The sequence below is a fragment of the Alteromonas sp. HB246098 genome, assembly GCF_054890645.1.
Genome location: NZ_JBTZUG010000001.1, coordinates 291,254 through 313,686 on the forward strand (window position 1 = coordinate 291,254; position 22,433 = coordinate 313,686).

The 22,433-nt window shown below is 44.1% G+C and carries 17 protein-coding genes and 3 tRNA genes; 6 read left to right on the plus strand and 14 right to left on the minus strand.

All coding sequences use genetic code 11. The features are described 5' to 3' along the window. Nucleotides 1-49 precede the first annotated feature (49 nt). Both ACYTPF_RS01255 and ACYTPF_RS01260 read left to right on the plus strand, forming a co-directional pair. A complete protein-coding gene (locus tag ACYTPF_RS01255) occupies nucleotides 50-436 on the plus strand; it encodes an MHYT domain-containing protein (RefSeq protein ID WP_461850917.1) in 387 nt (128 codons plus the stop codon). Beyond that, nucleotides 370-2,397 (plus strand): sensor domain-containing diguanylate cyclase, encoded by a 2,028-nt coding sequence (locus tag ACYTPF_RS01260; RefSeq protein WP_461850918.1) that lies wholly within the window; start codon nucleotides 370-372, stop codon nucleotides 2,395-2,397. Before ACYTPF_RS01255 ends, ACYTPF_RS01260 begins: the two co-directional genes overlap by 67 nt. A 95-nt stretch (nucleotides 2,398-2,492) precedes the next feature. On the opposite strand, the gene rpsO is transcribed toward ACYTPF_RS01260, so the two are convergent. The 13 genes from rpsO to ACYTPF_RS01325 form a co-directional block, all read right to left on the minus strand. Next, entirely contained in the window at nucleotides 2,493-2,762 is a 270-nt protein-coding gene (gene rpsO / locus ACYTPF_RS01265) for a 30S ribosomal protein S15 (RefSeq protein ID WP_012518257.1), read from the minus strand. A 123-nt stretch (nucleotides 2,763-2,885) separates the two neighbouring features. After that, entirely contained in the window at nucleotides 2,886-3,857 is a 972-nt protein-coding gene (gene truB / locus ACYTPF_RS01270) for a tRNA pseudouridine(55) synthase TruB (RefSeq protein WP_461850919.1), read from the minus strand. Further along, on the minus strand, nucleotides 3,858-4,259 hold the full coding sequence (gene rbfA, locus ACYTPF_RS01275) for a 30S ribosome-binding factor RbfA (protein WP_118495169.1): 402 nt from the start codon (nucleotides 4,257-4,259) through the stop codon (nucleotides 3,858-3,860). It abuts the gene before it with no gap. A gap of 113 nt (nucleotides 4,260-4,372) precedes the next feature. Further along, nucleotides 4,373-6,979, minus strand: a complete 2,607-nt coding sequence (infB, locus tag ACYTPF_RS01280) for a translation initiation factor IF-2 (RefSeq protein WP_461850920.1) — start codon at nucleotides 6,977-6,979, stop codon at nucleotides 4,373-4,375. A 24-nt stretch (nucleotides 6,980-7,003) separates the two neighbouring features. Beyond that, a complete protein-coding gene (nusA, locus tag ACYTPF_RS01285; RefSeq protein WP_179983225.1) occupies nucleotides 7,004-8,500 on the minus strand; it encodes a transcription termination factor NusA in 1,497 nt (498 codons plus the stop codon). Between the two features lie 45 nt (nucleotides 8,501-8,545). Further along, complete coding sequence (rimP, locus tag ACYTPF_RS01290) at nucleotides 8,546-9,004, minus strand: ribosome maturation factor RimP (protein WP_179983224.1); 459 nt, start codon at nucleotides 9,002-9,004, stop codon at nucleotides 8,546-8,548. 301 nt (nucleotides 9,005-9,305) lie between these two features. Beyond that, the gene (locus ACYTPF_RS01295) at nucleotides 9,306-10,307 is read right to left on the minus strand and encodes a response regulator (RefSeq protein WP_461850921.1); all 1,002 of its coding nucleotides are present in this window, start codon (nucleotides 10,305-10,307) and stop codon (nucleotides 9,306-9,308) included. 14 nt (nucleotides 10,308-10,321) lie between these two features. Continuing rightward, nucleotides 10,322-13,648 (minus strand): MHYT domain-containing protein, encoded by a 3,327-nt coding sequence (locus tag ACYTPF_RS01300; protein ID WP_461850922.1) that lies wholly within the window; start codon nucleotides 13,646-13,648, stop codon nucleotides 10,322-10,324. 188 nt (nucleotides 13,649-13,836) lie between these two features. Further along, nucleotides 13,837-13,913 (minus strand) — tRNA-Met (locus tag ACYTPF_RS01305). A 54-nt stretch (nucleotides 13,914-13,967) separates the two neighbouring features. After that, nucleotides 13,968-14,044, minus strand: a tRNA-Met gene (locus tag ACYTPF_RS01310). A gap of 53 nt (nucleotides 14,045-14,097) precedes the next feature. Then, nucleotides 14,098-14,174 (minus strand) — tRNA-Met (locus ACYTPF_RS01315). 203 nt (nucleotides 14,175-14,377) lie between these two features. Beyond that, a complete protein-coding gene (locus ACYTPF_RS01320; protein ID WP_461850923.1) occupies nucleotides 14,378-14,680 on the minus strand; it encodes a 4a-hydroxytetrahydrobiopterin dehydratase in 303 nt (100 codons plus the stop codon). 193 nt (nucleotides 14,681-14,873) lie between these two features. Then, nucleotides 14,874-17,579 carry a TonB-dependent receptor gene (locus ACYTPF_RS01325; protein ID WP_461850924.1) on the minus strand — a complete coding sequence of 902 codons (2,706 nt, stop codon included), beginning with the start codon at nucleotides 17,577-17,579 and terminating at the stop codon, nucleotides 14,874-14,876. Nucleotides 17,580-17,999: 420 nt separating this feature from the next. Here ACYTPF_RS01325 and ACYTPF_RS01330 point away from each other — a divergent pair, with 420 nt between their 5' ends. Both ACYTPF_RS01330 and ACYTPF_RS01335 read left to right on the plus strand, forming a co-directional pair. Next, nucleotides 18,000-18,983 (plus strand): mechanosensitive ion channel family protein, encoded by a 984-nt coding sequence (locus tag ACYTPF_RS01330; RefSeq protein WP_269916445.1) that lies wholly within the window; start codon nucleotides 18,000-18,002, stop codon nucleotides 18,981-18,983. Between the two features lie 18 nt (nucleotides 18,984-19,001). Continuing rightward, nucleotides 19,002-19,166 carry an entericidin A/B family lipoprotein gene (locus ACYTPF_RS01335; RefSeq protein WP_081765829.1) on the plus strand — a complete coding sequence of 55 codons (165 nt, stop codon included), beginning with the start codon at nucleotides 19,002-19,004 and terminating at the stop codon, nucleotides 19,164-19,166. Between the two features lie 171 nt (nucleotides 19,167-19,337). On the opposite strand, the gene ACYTPF_RS01340 is transcribed toward ACYTPF_RS01335, so the two are convergent. Next, nucleotides 19,338-19,790 carry a MaoC family dehydratase gene (locus tag ACYTPF_RS01340; RefSeq protein ID WP_461850925.1) on the minus strand — a complete coding sequence of 151 codons (453 nt, stop codon included), beginning with the start codon at nucleotides 19,788-19,790 and terminating at the stop codon, nucleotides 19,338-19,340. A 232-nt stretch (nucleotides 19,791-20,022) separates the two neighbouring features. On the opposite strand from ACYTPF_RS01340, the gene ACYTPF_RS01345 reads away from it, so the two are divergent. Next, the gene (locus ACYTPF_RS01345) at nucleotides 20,023-20,925 is read left to right on the plus strand and encodes a LysR family transcriptional regulator (RefSeq protein ID WP_118495179.1); all 903 of its coding nucleotides are present in this window, start codon (nucleotides 20,023-20,025) and stop codon (nucleotides 20,923-20,925) included. A 354-nt stretch (nucleotides 20,926-21,279) separates the two neighbouring features. Then, nucleotides 21,280-22,299, plus strand: coding sequence for a CobW family GTP-binding protein (locus ACYTPF_RS01350; RefSeq protein ID WP_461850926.1), 1,020 nt, complete (start codon nucleotides 21,280-21,282; stop codon nucleotides 22,297-22,299). Nucleotides 22,300-22,433 lie beyond the last annotated feature (134 nt).

Genomic DNA, 22,433 nt, shown 5'->3' on the forward strand with positions numbered 1-22,433 from the left:
GTGGAACTACTACATTTAATAGTAGTATCTAATTTAGCTTTATTACGCCTTGAAACACGGACATTATCATTTTTTTTCAGTAGCAGATTTTCCTCCTAATACTGAAATTCTAGCTACCTACGATGTATTTTTCGTACTGGTTTCCGTTCTTATTGCCATATCAGCATCACTAATTTCTTTCGTGCTTGCCGCTAAGATGGCGCAAACGGAGATGCAAAACGAGCGGACTTATTGGTCACTGGCATCAGCATGCTTTTTGGGCTTTGGAATTTGGTCCATGCACTTTGTTGGCATGCTTGCTTATCAACTTCCGCTTGTGGTCTCTTACGACCCTTTTATTACTCTGCTATCCTCGCAAGCATTGTTGTTATGGGCAAATTGCCTTACAAGGCAAACGCGCTATGGCTTCGCAGTATTTATATGGGGGTCGGCATAGGCAGTATGCACTACATCGGCATGATGGCGGCGCAGATGGACGCCGCAATGGCTTACGATAGCTGGTATTTCTCCCTTTCGATTGTGGTTGCTGTGGGATTGGCCGGCATTGCATTAAAAACCCATGAGTATGTGACTACAGCGCAGCTTCGCATTACAAAGCAAATAGTACCAGCAATCATCATGGGGTCCGCTATTTCCGGCATGCACTATACCGGAATGCTGTCTATGCACGTCTACGCCCTTCCAGAGACTAAAATACTGCAAGAGCCTGAAACCAAGAATCTAGTTTATCTAGTCATGCTAATGGTCATGTTATTCGCATTCGCTATCTTGGTATTTATTGAACTTCGCACACGAACTTTATTACTTGAGCGATACAACGCCGTATTAAACACCGTACAAGATGGCGTTATCACCTTCGATAATTCGGGCTTGGTCGAGTTTGCAAATCCTGTGGCGTTAAACATGTTCGGCTTGAGTGACTTTACCCTTACCACGCAGTCGGTGCATATAAGAGAACTTATTAGCCCTTCTGAACATACCACTGAATCACTAATTGTTAGTTTAAAGAAAGGGGCAAATAACAGCGTTGCGCATAGCGCCCCATTTACGTTGGACGGCATAAGAAAAAATGGCAAAGTGTTTCCTCTTTCTCTGAAAGTTAAACAGTTGCCGGGAAACCATGTCGCTTATATGTGTACAATCAAAGACCTATCGGATGTAAAAAACCAAGAAGTCTTCGCGCAAACCGTGTTTGACGCCCTGCCCAATATGTTGCTAGTAAAAAACGCTAAGACGCTTTCTATTACGCATGTTAACGATGCGGGAAGTGAGCTATTGGGAATTGATAAAGCATCGTTAATTGGGCTGTCAGATTTTGATATATTTGAAGAAAAAGAAGCTAAGGCGTTTGTTAGTGATGATAAGCAATTACTGTTAAGTTCCAAGAAGCAAAACGCGCATGAATACAGACTTAATATTGGCGGCAAAGTGCACTACTTGCACACAAAAAAAATAGTCATAGGTGATAGTTACGGTGACGCACAGTTTATTTTATCCCTTTCTGAAGATGTAACTAAATGGCGTGAAACCCAGTACGAACTTAAGACGCTTAATCGCAGAATGTCTATGGCTGCGGACGCTGCTCGTATTGGAGTATGGGAATGGGACATCCGAGCTAACCTTCTTATTTGGGACGAGTGGATGCACAAAATTTACAATATATCCCAAAATCGTTTTAGTGGCCTTTTTAGTGATTGGGAAGACACCGTCCATACTAGTGATATCGATGGCGTAAAGAAAAAAATTGAGAAGGCGGTATTAGAAAAATCCTCTTTCGAAGCAACGTATAGAATTAAAACCTTAAATGAGCAGTATCGTCACGTCAAAGCATACGGCCGCGTTGAAGGTAGTAAGATGTTCGGTATTAACGTTGATATTACTGAGCAAATAGAAGCCGAGCAAAAAATTAAAAAGCTTGCTAATAGCGACACCTTAACGGGGCTTGCCAATAGATTGGCGCTATCTACTTATATGCGCAATGAACTTCCCAGGCTAGAAAGGAACGCAAAATTTTGTACCCTATTTTATCTCGATCTAAACCGTTTCAAACCAATCAACGATGAATATGGTCATGCCCTTGGTGATGAGGTACTTGTAGAGCTTGCACAAAGACTAAAAGCTTTATGCCGCTCATACGACATTGCTGCGCGTGTCGGTGGTGATGAGTTTATTGTCGTCGTCACTGAACTTAGTAAAGAATACGACATACAGCGGATAACGATGCGGCTATTTAAAACACTGACTCAGCCTATCACTACCACTCAAGGGACATTCAACATAGGGGTAAGTATTGGGCATGCAAGTTATCCATCGGAGGGAAAGACGTTAGAAGAACTTATTCATATTGCCGATGAAAGGATGTATGAAGATAAGAAGCAACATTCAAAGGAAAGTTGAAATTGCAGATTAGCCTAGTTCGAAGGAGAGTATCTCTTAAGTAAAAAACGGATGAAAAAAAAGCGCCCAATGGGCGCTTTTCTTGAAACCTAGTCTTATCGACGTAGACCTAGACGCTTGATTAGGTCAAGGTAACGCTCAGCGTTCTTGCCTTTAAGGTAGTCTAGAAGCTTACGACGTTGGCTAACCATGCGTAGAAGACCACGACGAGAGTGGTGATCTTTCTTATGATCAGCAAAGTGACCTTGAAGCTTGTTGATGTTGTGAGTAAGCAAAGCTACTTGAACTTCTGGTGAACCAGTGTCGCCTTCTTTTACGCCGTACTCAGCAATGATTTTCGCGGTTTCTGCTTTAGTTAGTGACATATCATTCTCCTAAAATTTATGCTTCGCCGATCACTAATTCAGCAAAGCGGAATGAGCGCAGTATTATAATGACGTTTACACACTTAGCAAGCCATAAACCATCTTTATTTACAGGCGCTACGTTTATGGATAAACAACCCGGCGCTTAGGGTTAACAAATACTTCTAGTTTAGGTATGCCTTGGTCTTTTGGGTCAAGCACTCCTTCCCCAACGCCAAGGAAAATACCATTAGTATCAACGCCGTTGTAGACCCGGTAGGATGTCCCTTCACAAAGTGCTTCACTGCACATGCCTTTAACCGATTGGCCATTGTCAAAACGATTTCTTTCGGCGTCGTTAATTGTCACAAACGGTAGACGACTTACCGCTGTATCCATAGGAATAAGCAAGTCATCAAGGGCTTTGAAGTCACCGTCTTCTAGCGACTCCTGAATTTCAATTAACTTATCCAGCGACACCATTTTATCGGTAGGATAGTCAGCAACTTCGGTGCGATGTAAGCGGGTCACATAAGCACCACACCCCAGGTTCTGACCTAAGTCATCCACAATAGAGCGAATATAAGTACCTTTACTGCACTTGATGCGCATATCGACATAAGGCAGTTCGATTCGCAGTACGTCCAGTTCATACACTTCAATATCACGTGGTTCACGCTCAATCTCTATGCCTTGACGGGCATAGTGATAAAGTGGCTTACCTTGGTGTTTCAGCGCAGAGAACATAGACGGAATCTGTTTACTTTTACCTAAAAAAGCTAAACACGCTTTACGTACTTGCTCTTCAGTGACTTCAACGGGCTTCTCTTCTACCACTTCACCGTCGGCGTCAGACGTGGTTGTGCGCACGCCAAGTTGTGCCGTAACCTCGTAGGTCTTTTCCGCATCCAAAAGAAACTGTGAGAACTTGGTAGCTTCACCTAAACACAGCGGCAGCATACCGCTAGCTAGCGGGTCAAGCGCGCCAGTGTGGCCCGCTTTGGCCGCCTTATACAGCCAGCGTACTTTCTGTAATAGTTGGTTTGATGAGCCACCCAGTGGTTTATCGAGCAATACTATGCCGTTGATGTCACGGCCCTTACGACGTCTTGCCATCTACTCCTGCTCTTGTGAATCGTCTTCATCGCGCTTCGACTCATCTTTAGCGATGGTCTGTGACACAAGATTAGAAATGCGCATCCCTTCAACAATCGATTTATCTTCAAAGAAGTGAAGATCAGGTACTGAACGCATGCGAATACGTTTGGCAAGAATACTGCGAATAAACTTTTTGTATTCAGCTAGCTGCTTGATTTGGGCTTTGCCTTCTTCTTCAGTGCTGTTGTAAATAGTCACAAAGATTTTCGCGTGAGCTAGGTCGCGCGATACATCTACATCAGAAACCGTAATTAAAGGCATATCGCCTACACGGTGTTTGTATTCATTTTGCAGAATGCTCGCTACTTCTTTATGAACTTGCTGAGCGACTCTGTCGGTACGTGAAAATTCACGAGCCATTGTACTCTCCTTTCCTTATTTAACGTAGGGCATGCTTGAGTCTGTTTACTTTATACAGACAAAAACGGGAGCACTCGGCCCCCGTTTTTCACATGCCGAATTAACTAAGGCAATTAAATTTCGCGTTTAACCTCAACGATTTCGAAGACCTCAATTTGGTCGCCTACTTTCACATCGTTATAGTTCTTAACGCCGATACCACATTCCATACCGTTACGTACTTCTTGTACGTCGTCTTTAAAGCGACGTAGTGATTCTAATTCGCCTTCGTAAATTACTACGTTTTCGCGAAGTACACGGATTGGGTTGCTACGCTTAACATTACCTTCTGTAACCATACAGCCTGCAATTGCGCCCAATTTCGGTGACTTAAATACGTCACGTACTTCGGCAAGACCAATGATTTCCTGCTTGAACTCTGGTGCAAGCATACCGCTCATGGCCGCTTTCACTTCGTCAATTAGGTGGTAGATAACGCTGTAGTAACGTAGGTCAATTTCTTCAGCCTCTAGTACGCGACGTGCTGTTGCATCGGCACGAACGTTAAAGCCTAGTACGATAGCGCCTGATGCAGCCGCAAGGGTCGCGTCAGTTTCGGTGATTCCACCTACACCACTACCTACAATATTAACTTTAACTTCAGAAGTAGAAAGCTTAACCAGTGACTCAGAAATCGCTTCTACCGAGCCCTGTACGTCAGCCTTAAGTACGATGTTAAGTTCGCTAACGTCACCTGATTCCATGTTCGCAAACATGTTTTCAAGTTTCGCTTTTTGCTGACGAGCAAGTTTAAGTTCGCGTTTCTTCTGATGGCGCTTCGCTGCTACTTCACGAGCTTTACGTTCGTCTTTAACAACTGCGGCATCTTCACCAGCTACTGGAACACCTGAAAGGCCAAGTACTTCTACCGGCGTTGAAGGTCCTGCAACCTTAATCTCTTTGCCGTTTTCGTCGCGCATTGCTCGAACACGGCCGTACTCTTCACCACAAAGTAGAATGTCACCAGCAAGTAGTTGACCTTCCTGAACGAGTACTGACGCTACCGGACCACGGCCTTTATCAAGACGAGATTCGATAACAATACCGCGACCAGAGCCTTCAGCTACTGCTTTAAGGTCAAGTAGTTCTGCCTGAAGAACGATAGCATCAAGAAGTTCATCGACGCCCATACCCGTTTTCGCAGAAACGTTACAGAACTGGTGCTCACCGCCCCACTCTTCTGAGATAACTTCTAGTTGAGATAGCTCAGTTTTAACGCGGTCTGGATCAGCTGTTTCTTTATCCATTTTGTTCACTGCAACGATAAGAGGTACACCCGCAGCACGGGCGTGCTGTACAGCTTCTTTCGTTTGCGGCATTACGCCGTCATCTGCAGCAACAACAAGAATAACGATATCCGTCGCCGTAGCACCACGAGCACGCATTGCAGTAAACGCGGCGTGTCCAGGGGTATCTAGGAAGGTGATTTCACCGTTATCTGTTTGTACTTTGTAAGCACCAATATGCTGGGTAATACCACCCGCTTCACCGTCTGCAACTTTCGCACGGCGAATGTAGTCAAGCAGTGATGTTTTACCGTGGTCAACGTGACCCATGATGGTAACAACAGGAGCACGTGTCGATTTCTCGCCATCTGTGCTGTCTGCTAGCAACTCATCTTCAAGCGCATTGTCATTTACAAGCTCGTACTTATGACCCATCTCTTCGATAACTAGTACCGCAGTGTCCTGGTCTAGCACTTGGTTGATAGTAGCCATCTCGCCCATCTTCATCATCGTTTTGATAACTTCGTTAGACTTAATAGCAAGTTTACTTGCCAGCTCACCAACTGTGATAGTTGCACCAAGCTTAACAACGCGCTCTACTGGCGCTGCTGGCTTGTTAAAGCCTTGCTTAAGGTGCTCACCCGCGTTTTTCTTAGACTTGCGACGACGACGTGAAGAACGCTCAACTTGCATGTCTTCTTCGTCTTCTGCTTCTTGAGCGTAGCGGTTAGAGTGCAAGTGAACTTCTTCAGCTTCTGCTTTCTTACGACGCTCTTCTTCTTCTTTCCAGCGACGCTCGTTTTCTTCAGCAAGTTTACGCGCTTCGTCAGCCGCCTTCTTCGCGTCTTCTTCAAGTTTCTTCTGCGCTTCTTCTTCCTGTGCTTTGCGAAGACGCTCTTCTTCCTGACGCGCTGCTTCTGCTTCTGCTTTTTCAGCTTCAGTTAGTTCAGGCTCGTCTGCTTTACGGGCTTCAGCTTCTTTCTTAGCTTGTTCCGCACGACGTGCACGCTCTTCATCAGCAGCTTTCTTAGCTTCTTCTGCTTTACGCGCTTTTTCTTCAGCGGCTTTCTTCGCTTCAGCAGCTGCTTTCTCTTCTGCTTCGCGCTTCAGACGTGCTTCTTCTTCAAGACGCTTCGCTTCTTCTTCCGCTTGACGCTGCTGTTCTTCAATGTCGCTGCGCTTAACGTATGTGCGCTTCTTGCGTACTTCCACTTTCACTTCTTTAGACTTACCAACACTTAATGTGCTAGTTGTCTTACGCTTAAGTGTCATGCGCGTTGGTTCAGCTGCGCTACCGTGTTGCTTACTTAAATGATCCAATAGTTTCTGTTTCTCGTCTTCGTTTACCTGATCGCCGGCACTCTTAGAGATACCCGCGTCTTTAAACTGGCCAACCAATCGGTCAACGGTCGTACCAATGTCGCTGGCGAGCTTTTCAATAGATACATCTGCCATTACGTAATTTTCCCCCTGTTGACCTTACTCTTCTTCACTGAACCATACGATATTACGAGCCGCCATGATTAACTCACCAGCTTTCTCTTCGTCTAGTTCATCGATATCACTGATATCATCGGTACCTTGTTCTGCTAATTCTTCTAGGTCAGTAACACCGCGGCTGGCCAACACATAAGCCACGTGTTTACTCATACCTTCAAGATTTAATAAGGCTTCTGTAGGCTCTGCACCTTCAAGCGATTCTTCATTCGCTAGTGCACGCGTGGTTAAGAAAGCACGCGCTCTGTTGCGCAGCTCTTCAACCATTTCTTCATCTAACCCTTCAACCGCTAGAAGCTCGCTAGCTGGCACGTATGCCACTTCTTCTAGTGTTGTAAAGCCTTCATCTACCAAGACAGACGCAAACTCTTCGTCAATGTCCAAACCAGCAGTAAATAGATCAAGTACCTTCGCGTTTTCTTCTTCGTGCTTCTTGTTGAGATCTTCAACCGTCATCACGTTAAGTTCCCAGCCTGTAAGCTGGCTAGCTAGGCGAACGTTTTGGCCACTACGGCCAATTGCCTGAGCTAAGTTGTCCGCTTCAACCGCTACGTCCATGCTGTTGCTGTCTTCGTCAACAACAATTGACGCAACTTCAGCGGGAGCCATTGCATTGATAACGAATTGCGCTGGGTTCTCGTCCCAAAGCACGATATCAACACGTTCACCGCCAAGTTCGCCCGATACAGCTTGTACGCGCGAACCACGCATACCCACACACGCGCCTACTGGGTCTAAGCGCTTGTCGTTAGTTTTAACGGCAATCTTTGCACGTGAACCTGGATCGCGAGCCGCAGATTTGATTTCTAGCGTCTCTTCTGCAATTTCAGGCACTTCCAAGCGGAATAGTTCAACCAGCATGTCTGGGTGAGTACGGCTAATAAATAGCTGTGCACCGCGTGCTTCCGGACGGATAACGTAAAGAAGACCACGTACACGGTCACCTGGACGGAAAGTTTCACGAGGAAGCATATCATCGCGGTAGATAACGCCTTCTGCGTTATTACCCAAATCAATAATGATATTGTCGCGGTTTACTTTCTTAACCGTACCCGTAACCAGTTCACCCACTTTGTCTTCGTACTCAGCAATCATTTGCTGACGCTCAGCTTCGCGTACTTTTTGTACGATGACTTGCTTAGCGGTTTGCGTAGTTATGCGGTCGAATTTGATAGATTCAATCTGTTCTTCCACATAATCGCCAAGTTGTATCTCTGGTTCGTCGATTTGCGCCGCAGAAAACGTAATTTCAGCAAATGGATTTTCTTGCTCTTGATCATCTGGGATAACCAACCAGCGACGGAATGTGTCAAAGTCACCAGACGTTCTGTCGATACTTACACGAACTTCGATTTCGCCTTCGTTTTTCTTTTTGGTTGCACTAGCGATTGCATACTCTAGCGCTTCAAAAATCTTCTCTCTAGGCACTTGTTTTTCATTTGAAACGGCTTCCGCCACTAACAAAATTTCTTTATTCATTTTCGCCTCTCTTATGCTTTCGTCGATGAAAGCAGAGCTGTTCCGTTAATCGAACGTGGGAACAACGTTACCTTTTTCGATATTCGCCACAGCTAACTGGAACTGCTGGCCATCCACTTCAATACTTACAATGCCGTTTTCACACGTAAGTACTTTGCCTTTAAAATTACGTCGGTCGTCCATTGGCATAGACAATCGAACCTGAACCACTTCACCTACAGCTTCGATATAATGCTTTTCTTTGAAAAGCGGTCGGTCCATACCTGGTGATGACACTTCAAGGTTATATTCAGTGCTAATTGGATCTTCAACGTCCAAAATTGCGCTAACCTGATGACTTACATCTGCACAATCATCTACGGTAATACCGTTCTCATGATCAATAAAAACGCGAAGAATTGAATGCTTCCCCGCTCGTACAAACTCGATACCAACCAGTTCAAAGCCCAGTGCTTCTACGCCTGGCTCTAGCATTTCGGTTAGTTTCTCTTCAAGTTTTGCCAATGCAAACCTCCAAAAACGAAAAAAGGGCCTAAAGCCCACCTGTCATCACCCGGCTCAGCGAGGCTGACTCCAGGTTTTAATACAACAAAAAGCCCCGGACTAGCGGGGCTTTTATTAAAATTCTGAACCCATACCTGCCAATGTAGGCAGTTGCAAACTTATGGGTAAAACCACCGATAGGTGATAGCTTGCTAATGATAAGTGCGTTACTTTCCTTTAATGAGGGAGCCCGCTCTCATCACTTAATGCGCACATTATACGTATAGGCGGCGCATTAAGCAACAGCGAAAAGACTTAGCGGTTAGTCCTCATCTTTAAACTTGGCTTTTATGTCGAGTATTTTAGGCATAATTTCTATCATTAATTCGACCAGTTTTGGTTCGAAATGCTTCCCTTTCTGGCTCTCCATAAATTCGACAGTTTTTTCGATACTCCATGCGTCTTTATAAGGCCGTTTACTGGTAAGTGCATCAAACACATCAGCAATAGCACAAATGCGTCCCTCAATAGGAATATCCTCTCCGGCAAGTCCGTTAGGGTAACCCGTTCCATCCCATTTCTCATGGTGGGTTAATGAAACAGACTTTGCCACTTTGAGCAGTAAAGAATCGCCGCAATCACCGATGATCTCTGCGCCAATTTCTGGATGTTGCTTCATGGTGGCAAATTCTTCATCGGTAAGCTTACCAGGCTTAAGCATGATGCTATCAGCAATACCAATTTTACCAATGTCGTGCATAGGTGCGGCATGTAGCAAGGTTTCTGCTTGTTTTTCTGTCATGCCATAAGCTAACGCCAACTCTTTAGCATAATGACTCATGCGCATAACATGCATGCCTGTTTCATTATCCTTGTACTCTGCAGCTCTTCCTAACCGTTGAACGACCTGTAATCGGCTATCTAAAAGCTCATCAGCCTGTACTAAACTCAAATGGGTTTTCACCCGTGCTTTGACGATTGCCGGTGATATGGGTTTAGTAATGTAATCCACGGCACCAGCTTCGAAGCCCTCAGTTTCTTCATGCTCATCGTTTAACGCCGTGACAAAGATAACGGGGATATGCTTGGTACTCGACTGCTGCTTAAGTTGACGACAGACTTCAAACCCCGTAAGCCCAGGCATCATGACATCGAGTAATATTAAACTTGGCTGTCTAGCCTCAGTAAGCTTTAACGCTTCTTCACCATTTCTTGCAAAAACAAGCTGGTAGTCCGATGCTAAAAGTTGCTTCAAAACCCGTAAATTTACAGGCTCATCATCAACAACTAATAAAGTAGGTTTTTCAATTTCAATCTCTAACATGCCGTGTCTCTGAGCTACTTTAACTCTTGTATTAATGAAGAAATGTGCTCGTGCGCCAATTCAAACTCAAAGTCATCTATATCTAAGAGAATTTGACCGATTTGCTCACTATGATTGGAGCACCCTATTTCTTTTAAAAATGACAGTTCCTCTTCATCCACCATATTTTGCTCTACACTATTGAGCATAGCTTTCAGGTGACTGAGGAGCAAAGCATTGTCTATACTTTCATTGATTGCATTTTCTGCATATAAGGGCGATTCACTTAGCATCAGTTCTATCTTCTCTAGAGCGTCGCGGAGCTGATTGACTTGTTCAATATCAATAATTGATTTCAGCGCCTGCGCCTCTATCTCTTTAGTGATACGGAAGAAGGTAGTTAAACATAGGTTACCCGACGTTCCTTTTAAGCCATGAGAAAGCGATGCTACCGCTTTATAGTCTTCTCTAATAGCTGCGTTCATCAACTCGTCGACCTTTTCTCTACTTGTTGAAGTGAATTTGTCCACTTCTTGCAATATCGTCTCAACGCTTCCCCACAGACCAACCGCTTTCTTCAAATCTAAGGTAGCTTTATCGGCTTTAAACGCTGATTTTGAGTCATTTTCTATCGGCGTGTCTGCGGCAACAACAGTATCGAGTTTCAGCACCCGCGCAACTTCTTCCATAAGTAAACCAAAATCCACAGGCTTGTTAGCAAACCCTTCCATGCCGGCTTGTTGCGCCGCATGCTTATCCTGCACTAAAACACTTGCAGTCAACGCAATAATAGGTGTTGGGGGTAGCTGGTGTTCTCGCTCAAATTTACGTCGTTGCTTTGCGGCCTCTAATCCGTCTAAGTTGGGCATTTGCAAGTCCATTAGAACGACATCAAATGAAGCCAACTCCATTTTTTCTAACGCTTGGACACCATCAGTAGCAGTATCTACCTGATGCCCTGCTCGCGTGAGGAGCAATGACAAAAGCTCTACATTTTGTTGTACATCATCAACCACTAATACATTTAACGTTGATTGAAGTTGGGTTGAAGTCGATTCTAAAGTGTCAGGTGTATAGTCACTGACTTCAACCGCTTCTAGCGGCAACCTAAAGGTAAAGGTGCTTCCTTTGCCTTTTTCACTGGTAACACAGATGTTTCCGCCCATAAGTTCAACAAGCTGTTTAGAAATTGTGGTTCCCAGGCCAGTTCCGCCATATTTTCTGCTCATCGACGCGTCCGCTTGCGAGAACGGGTCGAAAACGCGATCCACTTGTTCTTGCGTCATACCAATGCCGGTATCTGACACGCTAAAATAGACAAACTTATCGTCACCTCTTACGTTAATCGACACTTCACCTTCATGAGTGAATTTAACGGCATTACCGATAAGGTTATTGAGCACTTGACGCATGCGCTCTGGCACACCTCTGTAACCAGTTGCCACCGAAGAATCCACATTTAGGACTAGCCCCACCTTTTTACGCTTAGCTTCTAACCAAAATGTAGAAACAACCAAATCTAATTCTTCTCGAATAAGAAAGTCGCGGTAATCTAAGTCAAGCTTCCCCTTATCTAACTTTGCGCTATCCAGTATGTCGTTAAGAAGGTGCAGTAGTGAACGGGCTGAACGGTTTATCGTGGTGAGATGGGATTTCTGTTCTTCACGCAATGACTCCCCTAACATCAAGTCGCTAAAACCAATGATCGCGTTCATAGGTGTACGAATTTCGTGACTCATATTGGCAAGAAATGCAGTACGTGCTGCAGCTGCGTGTTCAGCTTTGTCTTTCGCAGCTTTTAACTCATCCTCCATAACCCGCCTTTGGGTTATGTCTGATATAAAACCATCGACATATAGGATATTGCCATCATTGTCTTTTACATGAGTGCCATGCTCTGTTACCCACTTTACTTCACCTGATTTAGCTATAATGCGATATTCATAAGAAAAGGCATTGTGTTCAGTACTAACATTAGAAAGCCGCTCAATATCATCTGGATGGTAAAGGTCGGTAAACGAACGTTTTGGATCGGGTAATACGAAATCGCTGGGTGAATAACCAGTAATGTCAAACACAGCGTCACTTACAAAAACCATAGGCCAGCCTGGCATATTTAAGCATCGATAGGCCATACCCGGGATATTCGAAATTAAACTTCTAAACTTAGCCTCACTTTCACGCAACGCATCTTCGATTTCTTTGCGTTTTCTAAGGTCGGAAGCAAAGGAAACAAATACTGGCTTACCGTCTATTTTTGTATAGCCTACGCCCAAGCGCACTGGTATTCGCTCACCACCTTTCCTCAGAACTTCTACTTCTCTCCCGGTACCAATTATTTGTTCAGTTGGTACAACGCGCTGGCTAAAAAAGTCGTCGCCATACAAATATCGTCTTTCATGGGGGATAATTTCAGCAGCGTGCATACCCACTATTTCTTGCTGCGTGTAACCATAAATCTGCTCTACAGCGGGGTTAGCGGTTTTAATGATGCCCTTATCATCCACGGTGAGAATAGCGTCGACGGCAGTATCAGTAATCGCGCTTTGAATTCGTTCACTTTCTATCGCGCGCAACATCACATCGCGGTATTTAAATAAAAGGCTAATTCCCAACACCATGGTAATTAGCACTAGTGTTACGATAGCAATAGAAATAGCTAGATAGACGGCGATATTTGACGACTGGCCGGACGTTTCCATACCCGGTGGTAAAACAAATCTTGCCGCAGCCATGCCAGTATAGTGCATACCCGCAATGGCCAGCCCCATAACAATACTCGCAAGTAATGCATGCTTACCCAGCATTTTTCTGCTTTTAGCCGCGGCAGTAATACCAAACTTTATCCATAGCGATAGCATTGCCAAACAAACAGCAACGACGATGGAAAGAGCGAATACACTAAGGTCATAGCGAAGAAGCGGCGCCATTTCCATTGCGGCCATACCACTATAATGCATGGTGCCTATCCCAGCTCCCATCAACACGCCACCTAAGACTACCTCGGTAACGCTAATACGGGTTTTAATCAAAAGGTTCAGAGCTACCCAAGCAGCAGCCACACCAGGAATAGCAGAAAGTGCAGTTATCAAGGGGTCGTAATTGACAGGTAAACACAAATCAAAGGCGGTCATGCCTAGAAAATGCATTGACCAAATACCGCCCCCTAGCGCTATGCTACCGGTAATTAATAAAGTATTTCGTCTTAATTTGTCTTGAGTGACAGCTGCTTGCCCTGCAACGTTAAACGCCATAAATGAAGCGAAAACAGCGACTAATAAAGACAGAGCAACAAGGGGGAAATGATAAGCGCCTTCAATTAATGTGGCGTGTCCTTCGTACGTGAAAAAGCGAGCAATCATGGCGCGGCCAAACTACCTGTAAGTTTAATTGTTCAATGGTGGCATGAGTTTAACTTAGCATACTAGACTAGCATGTGCGGCAATTATTTCTTAAAAACGACCTTAATGTCCGCTAGTTAAATCGAGAAGATATTTACGGATTGCGCAATCAGAAAAGAAAAAACCCAGCAAAAGCTGGGTTTTTAAAGTGGTTGCGGGAGCAGGATTTGAACCTACGACCTTCGGGTTATGAGCCCGACGAGCTACCAGACTGCTCCATCCCGCGACTGTACGGTAAATATTGCTTAAGCAATATTATTTAGTTCTGATTTTACAAATTTGGTTGCGGGAGCAGGATTTGAACCTACGACCTTCGGGTTATGAGCCCGACGAGCTACCAGACTGCTCCATCCCGCGACTGTACGGTAAAGCCTGCATTTGCAGCGCTTTGAAATTCTGGTTATTTTCTGTGGTTGCGGGAGCAGGATTTGAACCTACGACCTTCGGGTTATGAGCCCGACGAGCTACCAGACTGCTCCATCCCGCGCCAGAAAATTAACGTTGTAACCGCTGCGTTTCATGCCTCGCTTCAACGTGGGGCGTATTATACATAGAGACTTATTCAACACAAGAGCCAAGCCGAGAAATATTTCATTTTTCTGACTGTTAGCGGTTTAATTGACCAACATGTGCAAAGTTAATACAAATCGCCGCCGAAACAAGCCCATTTTAACCAGATGACTCCCCTAACTATCTAAATTTTTCCATTTTTTCTGCAAGTGAAAAATCGAGTTCCGTTAGTCCATCAGCATCATGAGTAGTCAATGTCACTTCCACTTTGTTATATACGTTGAACCATTCGGGGTGATGTTTTAGTTTTTCCGCCCAAATCGCGATTTGCGACATCCACCCAAATGCACGTATAAAACTTTTAAACTTGAACGTCTTCTTAATTGTATCTCCACTTTGTTCCCAAGGTGTGTCATCTGATACCAGTTCGTTCAACACATCTAACTTTGCAGTGATTTCTTTCTCTGACAGCTTAGTCGCCATTCTTCTCTCCTTCGCTTCACGTTGTTCATAGGTAACCCTATGCCGTAGGTGCGTCATAATGTAATCAATCGGTTTATAAATGGAAAATATCGTAGACGAAAAAGGGAGGGCGTAGTGGAGACAATGGTTTACAAAAGAACCTGCCTTTAACCATTAACAATAAAGGCAGGTTTTCACTGTGTTATTTTATTAATTAAAACTCAATTGCTAAGCGAGCATAAATTTGGCGCCCTCTTGGATCATGAACCTTAGAGTCAAAACCGCTGTTGGTAAATAATTGAGGCGGCTCTTCATCGAACAAGTTAATGGCACCTAAAGTTAATACATAGCTTTGCTCGGTATCGTACAACCCGCCCAAATCAATATTGTATTGGGCATCAACCGTTAGGTGGCTATCAACTTCATAAAAGCCATTTGAGCAACCACCTACGTTAGCCGTCCCGTCTGCACAGTTTTGATCGTCATCATAAGACGAAATATAACGTAGAAAGATATTGGCAGCATGAATATCGCTCTGCCATGCTAAACCTAAGTTAGCACGCAACTCAGGTGAAGACACACCTATGTTATTGAAATTACGACGTCCAGCGCCATCAATGTTACCAGCCTGAGGGTCCATCAAATCGTATTTAGTAATGTAAGTTGCATTTAACGTTGGCGTAAAGTTACCAAAATCCGTTTCAATTTTATAACTTGTAACGAAATCGAGACCTGACGTTTCTAGCGAACTTGCATTAACGTAGGTGTTATTTACTTGAAGTACAGGCCCTGTTAGCGGGTCACCCGCGCGAATTACTCTCTCTGTATTGGTCGGATCTTCATTTAGCACAGCTTGCGCATTTTCCTGAATGATCAGGTCTTCAAACTCAAAGTTCCAATAATCAACCTCAACAGAAAGGTCTCTGAAAGGCTCATAAGAGAAACCAATATTGTAAGCAGTCGACTCTTCTGGTTTTAAATCTTCATTACCTGATGTTCTAACTGCCACGAAAGCAGTTGCACCTTGCACAGGGTCGATAAGCTGCTGCAAAGATGTAGCGCCCCCCTGCGCTAGGAATACCGTTGGCGCTCTGAACGACGTGGATATTGAACCCCGTAATGAAAACTCATCAGTGGCGCGCCATGATATAGCCAGTTTAGGGTCGACTGTGCTGCCAATAGAGCCGCCGTAATCTTCATAACGCACTGCTAATTGCACATCTAATTCATCATTGATAGGCAACGCAAGCTCACCAAAGGCTGCCCATACGTCTTGACTACCGTCAATATCGGGGTTGCCGATTACAAAGGTAAAGCTGTCTTGATTAGCCAAGTCATCGTAGTCTTGGCTAAGCTGATTTTCACGGTATTGGACGCCTAGGGCTAATGCTGCAAAGCCGCCGCCCATTTCGAACACATCAAACGAGGTAAACGCTTCGAATACTTCAAGATCTGCTTTCGAATCAATAACCTCTGTTCCGGTAAATGAACTCACTACATAGTCAGAATTCGGAGCACTCGTATATGAACTCGCAAACGGATTGAAGAATTCACAGTCACCCACTCCCGGCGAGCCAGCAATTGGGTCACAATTTGACCCACCTAGTCCGTATAGTGCAAGTTGAAACTCAGTATTGAGCACATCGGGTACTCTAAATACAAAATCGTTCACTGCACGGGTGTAGCTGACCTCCCAGAAACCAGTATCTGTTACGCCCTGCAAGCTAGTACTAAAGCGCAAAGTATCCGATTCAGTGTTGGCTGAATCACCAGGAAAACCATTGCCTTCAGCTCGCCCAAAAAACGCCACTGGCTGACCAAATGGGTTTTGCGGATGATAGTCTGGAACGATAGGCGACGTTAATATAGGGAAGCTCGGTGCCCCACCCCGTTCAGCACGGTTTCTAGCGGTACTGAATTCAGCTGTCCACGTAATGTCGTTATCAAATACATAGTCAGCGCGAACGTAGGCGTTAGTTCTGCTTTCATCCGCTACATAAGAATAAAACTTACCAAAGTCAAAACCACAAAAACCAACCTCTAACCCTGGGATGGTGCCACTAGGCGCAAGCAGGTTTGGTGCGCCGCCAAATTCTTCACATCCGTAAGGGTCAATAATAGGTAGAGGGCCTGCACCAGGAATATTTAAAAAGAAAGAGCCAGGATTACCCAATGCACTTGTATCATCTTGTGGTCGGCTCAAGCGTCGGTCGCTTAAAAACAGTGGTGAACGATTTGTGTAACTGATTGCCGCTAATACGCTCCCGTTATCGCCCGTTGCCCCCCACAAACCTTGCAAAATATATTCTTTATTGTCGCCGTGCGCACCGTCTTGGTAGTCAGCAGTCACCATGGCACCGTCATAGTTACGCTTAGTAATAAAGTTAACCACGCCTGCAACAGCATCTGAACCGTACAAAGCAGATGCGCCATCTTTAACTACTTCCATTCTGTCAATGGCAATCATAGGTACAAGCGAGCTTGTGTCTACAAAGTTGAGCCCTTCGTTTGTAGGCTGAGCGGTAACAACTTGGCGCTTGTTATTAAGCAGTACCAAAGTAGATGCTACACCTAAACCGCGAAGGTTGATGTTAGAGGTGCCTGCGGTGGCATTTTGGGTGAAAGCGTCTGGGTTGTTCTCTGCACCAGTGTTGATGGTCAACGTCTGAGTGATATCGGCGATATTTTTGGCACCAATGGCGTCTATTGCAACACTGCCAACAACAGCGAGCGGTGATGGAGATTCAAAGTTTTCGCTTCTGCGAACAAAGCTTCCGGTAACAAGGATTAGTTCTACGTCTTTCTTAGCTTCTTGCTCGGATTCGACGTCAGATTCTTGGGCTGATGCGATATAGGGAGAGCAAAATAACGCAGTGCCGACCATTGCGGATACTGCTGTCTTACGCGTTTTAAATTTCATAGTGTGATTCCAAATCTGGGCTTATCACTACCGGCACTACTACCCACACTTTCCGCTAGCAACAGGCTGTTCGATTTCGTGTTTGTTATTGTTAGAGGCCTACAGAATGTTGACCTACATCACTGATACTATGCCCGAATTTTAGCTTTGTAAATTTATTGTGAATAATATGTTTACATTAATTTTACACATGGTCAGACCAGATATACTTAAGGCTAACAAGCAAAAATCACGTGACAGCGGGGATGAAAATATAGTGAGAAGAACTTGCTCTAACTGCGTAATTTATTCACTACAGGGTTTTAAAGGGAAAACCAGAAAACTAATAAATAGTGCAAATTCAGAGGCTTACCATAGTTATGAAAGCGGAACAATTTTTGAACCTTTTTGTGGCATCAATCGAAAAAGGTAATGGAGTCTATGGAGTTCCCTAAGATAGATGAAGTATACAAGCTTCTAAGTGAAAAGCTTGAAGGCTGGATGGAGGGCGCAATCACCTTACTACCAAACATTGTTGTTGCATTTGTCATTGCGATTGTTTTTGGTCTTATCGCCAAAATGGTAGGAAATGTTGCAGGCAAGTTGATGCGACGGACCTTTGAGTCTCGTCAGATAGCCGGTCTTCTTACGTCTATTATTAAAGCCCTAGTTCTTGTCGCCGGTATATTTATCGCCCTAGATTTTGTCGGCCTAAAAGGCACGGTAACATCTCTTCTTGCTGGTGCGGGTATCGTTGGCCTAGCCATTGGTTTTGCGTTTCAAGATATGACGGAAAACTTCATTGCCGGTGTAGCAATGGGCATCAGAAAGCCTTTCGATATTGGTGATGTGATTGAGGCTGAAGGGGTCTTTGGAAACGTCAAAGAAATAAACCTACGCAATACGCTTGTTGAAACCTTTTATGGCCAACTTGAAGTTATCCCAAACAAGATCCTATTTCGCAATATTTTGACCAACTACTCCTATCTAGGCTACCGGAGGATAGAGGTTCCGGTTGGCATTTCATACGCTGACGATATTGAAAAAGCCGCGCAAGTTATCACCGATGCGATGAATGATAAAGACTATGTAATTAAAAAGGACGAGACCGCCGTTTATGCAGAATCATTCGGTGACTCGAGTATCAATTTACTATTGTGGTTTTGGATCCGCTATCCCGGAGAACCTGGGTTCATGGTTGTGCGTCACGATGCCATTAACACAGTCAAGACCGTGCTAGAAGACAACGACATTCTAATCCCGTTCCCTATCAGAACATTAGATTTTAATGCAAAAGGTGGCGATAAGCTCAATGCTATGCTTAAGCAGCGCGATGAGAGGAGTTCATCTGATAATAATTCATCGTCACAAACAAACGGTGACGAAAAAGCGGCTGATAATTCAAGTCAAGCCGATGATGAGTAAACCCTAAGGAGAAACAAAATGGAAATGTTAAATTCAACAACACGTAAACATACGTTTTTAGCACTTATTTTTGCAGCGAGTATTGGAAGCTTGGGCGGTTGCGCGACTATCGAAGGCGCTGGTGAAGATATTCAAAGTGCAGGCGAAGCAGTTGAAGAAGGTGCACAAGAAGCGTCAAATTAAGACGATAGTTGTGCTAGTTGATAAGGTCAGATAAGGGGTTGCCTTTTCTGACCTTTTTTCCATCTGACCTTTATTCGTAATAAACAAACTTTGGTTTGTTAACTGAACGCCGTATACGAGCGCAGACTGCGTAAAATCAAGCTTATGTAAACCTACGCCATAGTTCAGTTACTATTGTGGTTTAATGACCGCCAACATTAAAAAGCTTCCTACTAGTGCTGGGTTCCCGCTCGACTTCAAAATGCAGCTAGCCTCTACCTTAAAAAGCTTACCTTGAGGCTTATCGCTTACATCAACAAGTTTAAATTGGTACTTTAACGCGTCATCGCATTTGACCGGCTCAAGGAATCGAAGTTTATCTATGCCATAGTTTATCATTGAGGCAATGTTGTCACTTGGAGCAAGTACCTCACCAAAAGCTTTGGGCATAAGACTGGCACTCAAAAAACCGTGTGCAATAGTTGTTTTAAATGGACTCTCTTTTTCACAGCGAGTTGTGTCTAGATGAATCCACTGATGATCGCCAGTGGCATCAGCAAATTGATTAATCATGTCTTGAGTTACAGTTAAAAAATCAGCTTGTTCAAGCACATCCCCAACCGATAAATCTAAAAGCGTCTTCATATCTAAGTCCAATCTCCGTTTATTAACGACGAAACTACTATTATTCAGTTGAATGTTTCAATTAACTTTTAATAATAGGTATTTATAAATATTCTTGTTACACTAACGTAAATTATTCGTAGATGCTATGTAGCAACAGTCTCTATAGTTGCTCGTTTTTCGCTGTGAAAACAACAGTGGTTCTTCATTTTTTGGCTTTTTTATTAGGGTAGTCGCCCGTAAAGGACTAGTTATGAATCTCAATAGAATTGATTTAAACCTGTTTGCCGTATTCGACGCTATTTATACGGCTGGTAGTTTAACCAAGGCTGCTGATGTCTTGTGTATCACCCAACCAGCGGTTAGTAACTCGTTAGCCAGATTAAGAGAAATGTTGAACGACCCACTTTTCGTGCGCACAGGTCACAGTATGACCCCTACACCCGTAGCACAGAACATTATTGTACCAGCCCGGCAGGCGCTTGCATTGTTACGCAAGAGCGTCCAGGAAAGCCACACGTTTGACCCACTCACTGCCGAGAAGTCTTTTAATTTTGCCAGTCGAGATTTGTTAGAGGCCAGTATCATGCCTCGCCTAGTGTCTCGTTTACAGAATTTAGCGCCTAATATTGCCCTAACGAATTATGAGATTCCTCGAAGCCAAGTAGTTTCAGCAATGGCGGCAGGTACGCTAGATTTCTTCGCCGATGCATCTACGTTTACTGATCCACATCTGTGTAAAGAGAAAATAGCGCAAGACCGATTTGTGGTACTTGCTCGCAAAAACCACCCTGCTCTTAAAAACGGTTTGGATTTAGATACATTTTTGCGTTTGGGGCATATTAACGTATCTCAGCGCAAATCTGGTGCGGGTCCTATTGATGTTGCTCTCGACAAGATGGGCAAACGAAGAAAAGAGGTTATGCGTGGGCAGCACTTCTTGACCGTGCCTAGTACTATCGTAAAAACTGATTTAATCGCCTGCTTACCGTTTCATTTGGCGAAGCACTATGATTTAGCTATTTACGAACTTCCTTTTGACCTGCCACCGGTAGAATACTACTTGTATTGGCACGTCAGTGCAGACCACGACTATGCACATATGTGGATGCGTGAGCAAATTATGGAAGTGGCAAGTAACTTCAAGCCTCAATAAAAGTATATATTTCTGACACGGAAAAAACGCCCTGCTACCATAAGAGTATGCGGGGCGTTTTGTTGTTAGATTAATTCATTTACCACTTCTATAGTAAGTCGCGCCTTTCTTCCTTCAAAACGCGCTACATGATTGCGGCAGGAAAAACCAGTCACAAGTACTTCATTAGGTTTTTCATTTGGCGCGGGGGCAAAAACAGGAGCTCGACTTAGCGCATAGAAAACTGGGCAAGCGCAGCCCTTAGCCGCAATAATATACCAAATTCATTGCGTATCTTAGGGCTAAGCCTATCGTTGTGATAGCCTACAGCTTTACTTCTTAGTAACTTGTCGCATAGTAAGAGCAACTATAGATATGATTAAAGCAGTACCTACCAACATCATCACAGGCTTTCTAGGTGTGGGAAAAACATCCGCTCTACTACACTTGTTAAAGCAAAAACCTTCAAACGAGCGTTGGGCCATTCTAATTAACGAGTTTGGCGAGATAGGTATTGATGGTGCGCTTGTGCAAGGTACGCAAACTGGAAAGTCTACTTCCATCACAGAAAATGCGCAGAAAGTATTTATTAAAGAGGTGCCCGGCGGCTGCATGTGCTGCGCTGCAGGCTTACCTATGCAAATAGCATTAAATCAATTGCTCGCCCAGTCTAAACCCGACCGTTTACTGATTGAACCTACTGGGTTAGGACACCCTGTAGAAGTTATGCAAACCTTAAGCGCTGAACACTATCAAGACGTGCTGGATATTCAACGTACTATCACGTTAGTTGATGCAAGAAAGCTAACAGATCCTCGCTATACCACGCATGCCACGTTTAATCAGCAAATTGATATTGCCGATGTCATTGTAGGAAATAAATGCGATTTGTACGGGCAAAATGAAGAAGAAAACTTAACGCACTATGCGGTTAATAGAGGCAAGCAGAACATACCAATCGTACTATGCGAACATGGAGAAATACCTTTTACTGTATTACAGGGAAAATCGGATGCGCTTGTAGAAATGAATGCACATGCCCACCATCACCACAATAGCGAGCCTACACCTTCAATTAACGAACGACCTTTTCCCGATTCAGGCTTTTTAAAAATCGAAAATGAAGGGGAAGGTTTTAAAGCTGTGGGATGGCGCTTTTCCCCCTCCATAGAATTCGATAGAGATGCCCTATTAGCCTGGATAAATAAGCAAGAAGTAGAACGCTTAAAAGCGGTAATGATCACAAGCACAGGCATATTTAGCTATAACCTTGCAGACGGCGACTTAGTTGAAAGTGAGCTAAGTGAGTGTGCTGAAAGTAAAATTGAAATTATTGCTGCTAACGTTAATACTGACTGGGATGATGAATTAGCCGCCTGTGTACAAGCCGGCTAATCCTGCGCTCAATAGGCGTAACATAATGGTATAAAATAAATCTTATCAAATTTGTCCATATTTAGGCTAACGACTACCCAGATGCTTTTGTCGTGGTAATTCGCGCTAGCTTAGGGCTAATAAATAAAACTTTC

What these genes read in the sequence shown, in the direction of transcription:
- truB (WP_461850919.1), bottom strand. Translation starts at nt 3,857, where the DNA reads ATGGCAAGACGTCGTAAGGGCCGTGACATCAACGGCATAGTATTGCTC.
- ACYTPF_RS01335 (WP_081765829.1), top strand. Translation starts at nt 19,002, where the DNA reads ATGGAAATGTTAAATTCAACAACACGTAAACATACGTTTTTAGCACTT.
- ACYTPF_RS01260 (WP_461850918.1), top strand. Translation starts at nt 370, where the DNA reads ATGGGCAAATTGCCTTACAAGGCAAACGCGCTATGGCTTCGCAGTATT.
- ACYTPF_RS01330 (WP_269916445.1), top strand. Translation starts at nt 18,000, where the DNA reads ATGGAGTTCCCTAAGATAGATGAAGTATACAAGCTTCTAAGTGAAAAG.
- ACYTPF_RS01350 (WP_461850926.1), top strand. Translation starts at nt 21,280, where the DNA reads ATGATTAAAGCAGTACCTACCAACATCATCACAGGCTTTCTAGGTGTG.
- ACYTPF_RS01325 (WP_461850924.1), bottom strand. Translation starts at nt 17,579, where the DNA reads ATGAAATTTAAAACGCGTAAGACAGCAGTATCCGCAATGGTCGGCACT.
- ACYTPF_RS01295 (WP_461850921.1), bottom strand. Translation starts at nt 10,307, where the DNA reads ATGTTAGAGATTGAAATTGAAAAACCTACTTTATTAGTTGTTGATGAT.
- rpsO (WP_012518257.1), bottom strand. Translation starts at nt 2,762, where the DNA reads ATGTCACTAACTAAAGCAGAAACCGCGAAAATCATTGCTGAGTACGGC.
- infB (WP_461850920.1), bottom strand. Translation starts at nt 6,979, where the DNA reads ATGGCAGATGTATCTATTGAAAAGCTCGCCAGCGACATTGGTACGACC.
- nusA (WP_179983225.1), bottom strand. Translation starts at nt 8,500, where the DNA reads ATGAATAAAGAAATTTTGTTAGTGGCGGAAGCCGTTTCAAATGAAAAA.
- ACYTPF_RS01340 (WP_461850925.1), bottom strand. Translation starts at nt 19,790, where the DNA reads ATGAAGACGCTTTTAGATTTATCGGTTGGGGATGTGCTTGAACAAGCT.
- rbfA (WP_118495169.1), bottom strand. Translation starts at nt 4,259, where the DNA reads ATGGCTCGTGAATTTTCACGTACCGACAGAGTCGCTCAGCAAGTTCAT.
- ACYTPF_RS01345 (WP_118495179.1), top strand. Translation starts at nt 20,023, where the DNA reads ATGAATCTCAATAGAATTGATTTAAACCTGTTTGCCGTATTCGACGCT.
- ACYTPF_RS01300 (WP_461850922.1), bottom strand. Translation starts at nt 13,648, where the DNA reads ATGATTGCTCGCTTTTTCACGTACGAAGGACACGCCACATTAATTGAA.
- ACYTPF_RS01320 (WP_461850923.1), bottom strand. Translation starts at nt 14,680, where the DNA reads ATGGCGACTAAGCTGTCAGAGAAAGAAATCACTGCAAAGTTAGATGTG.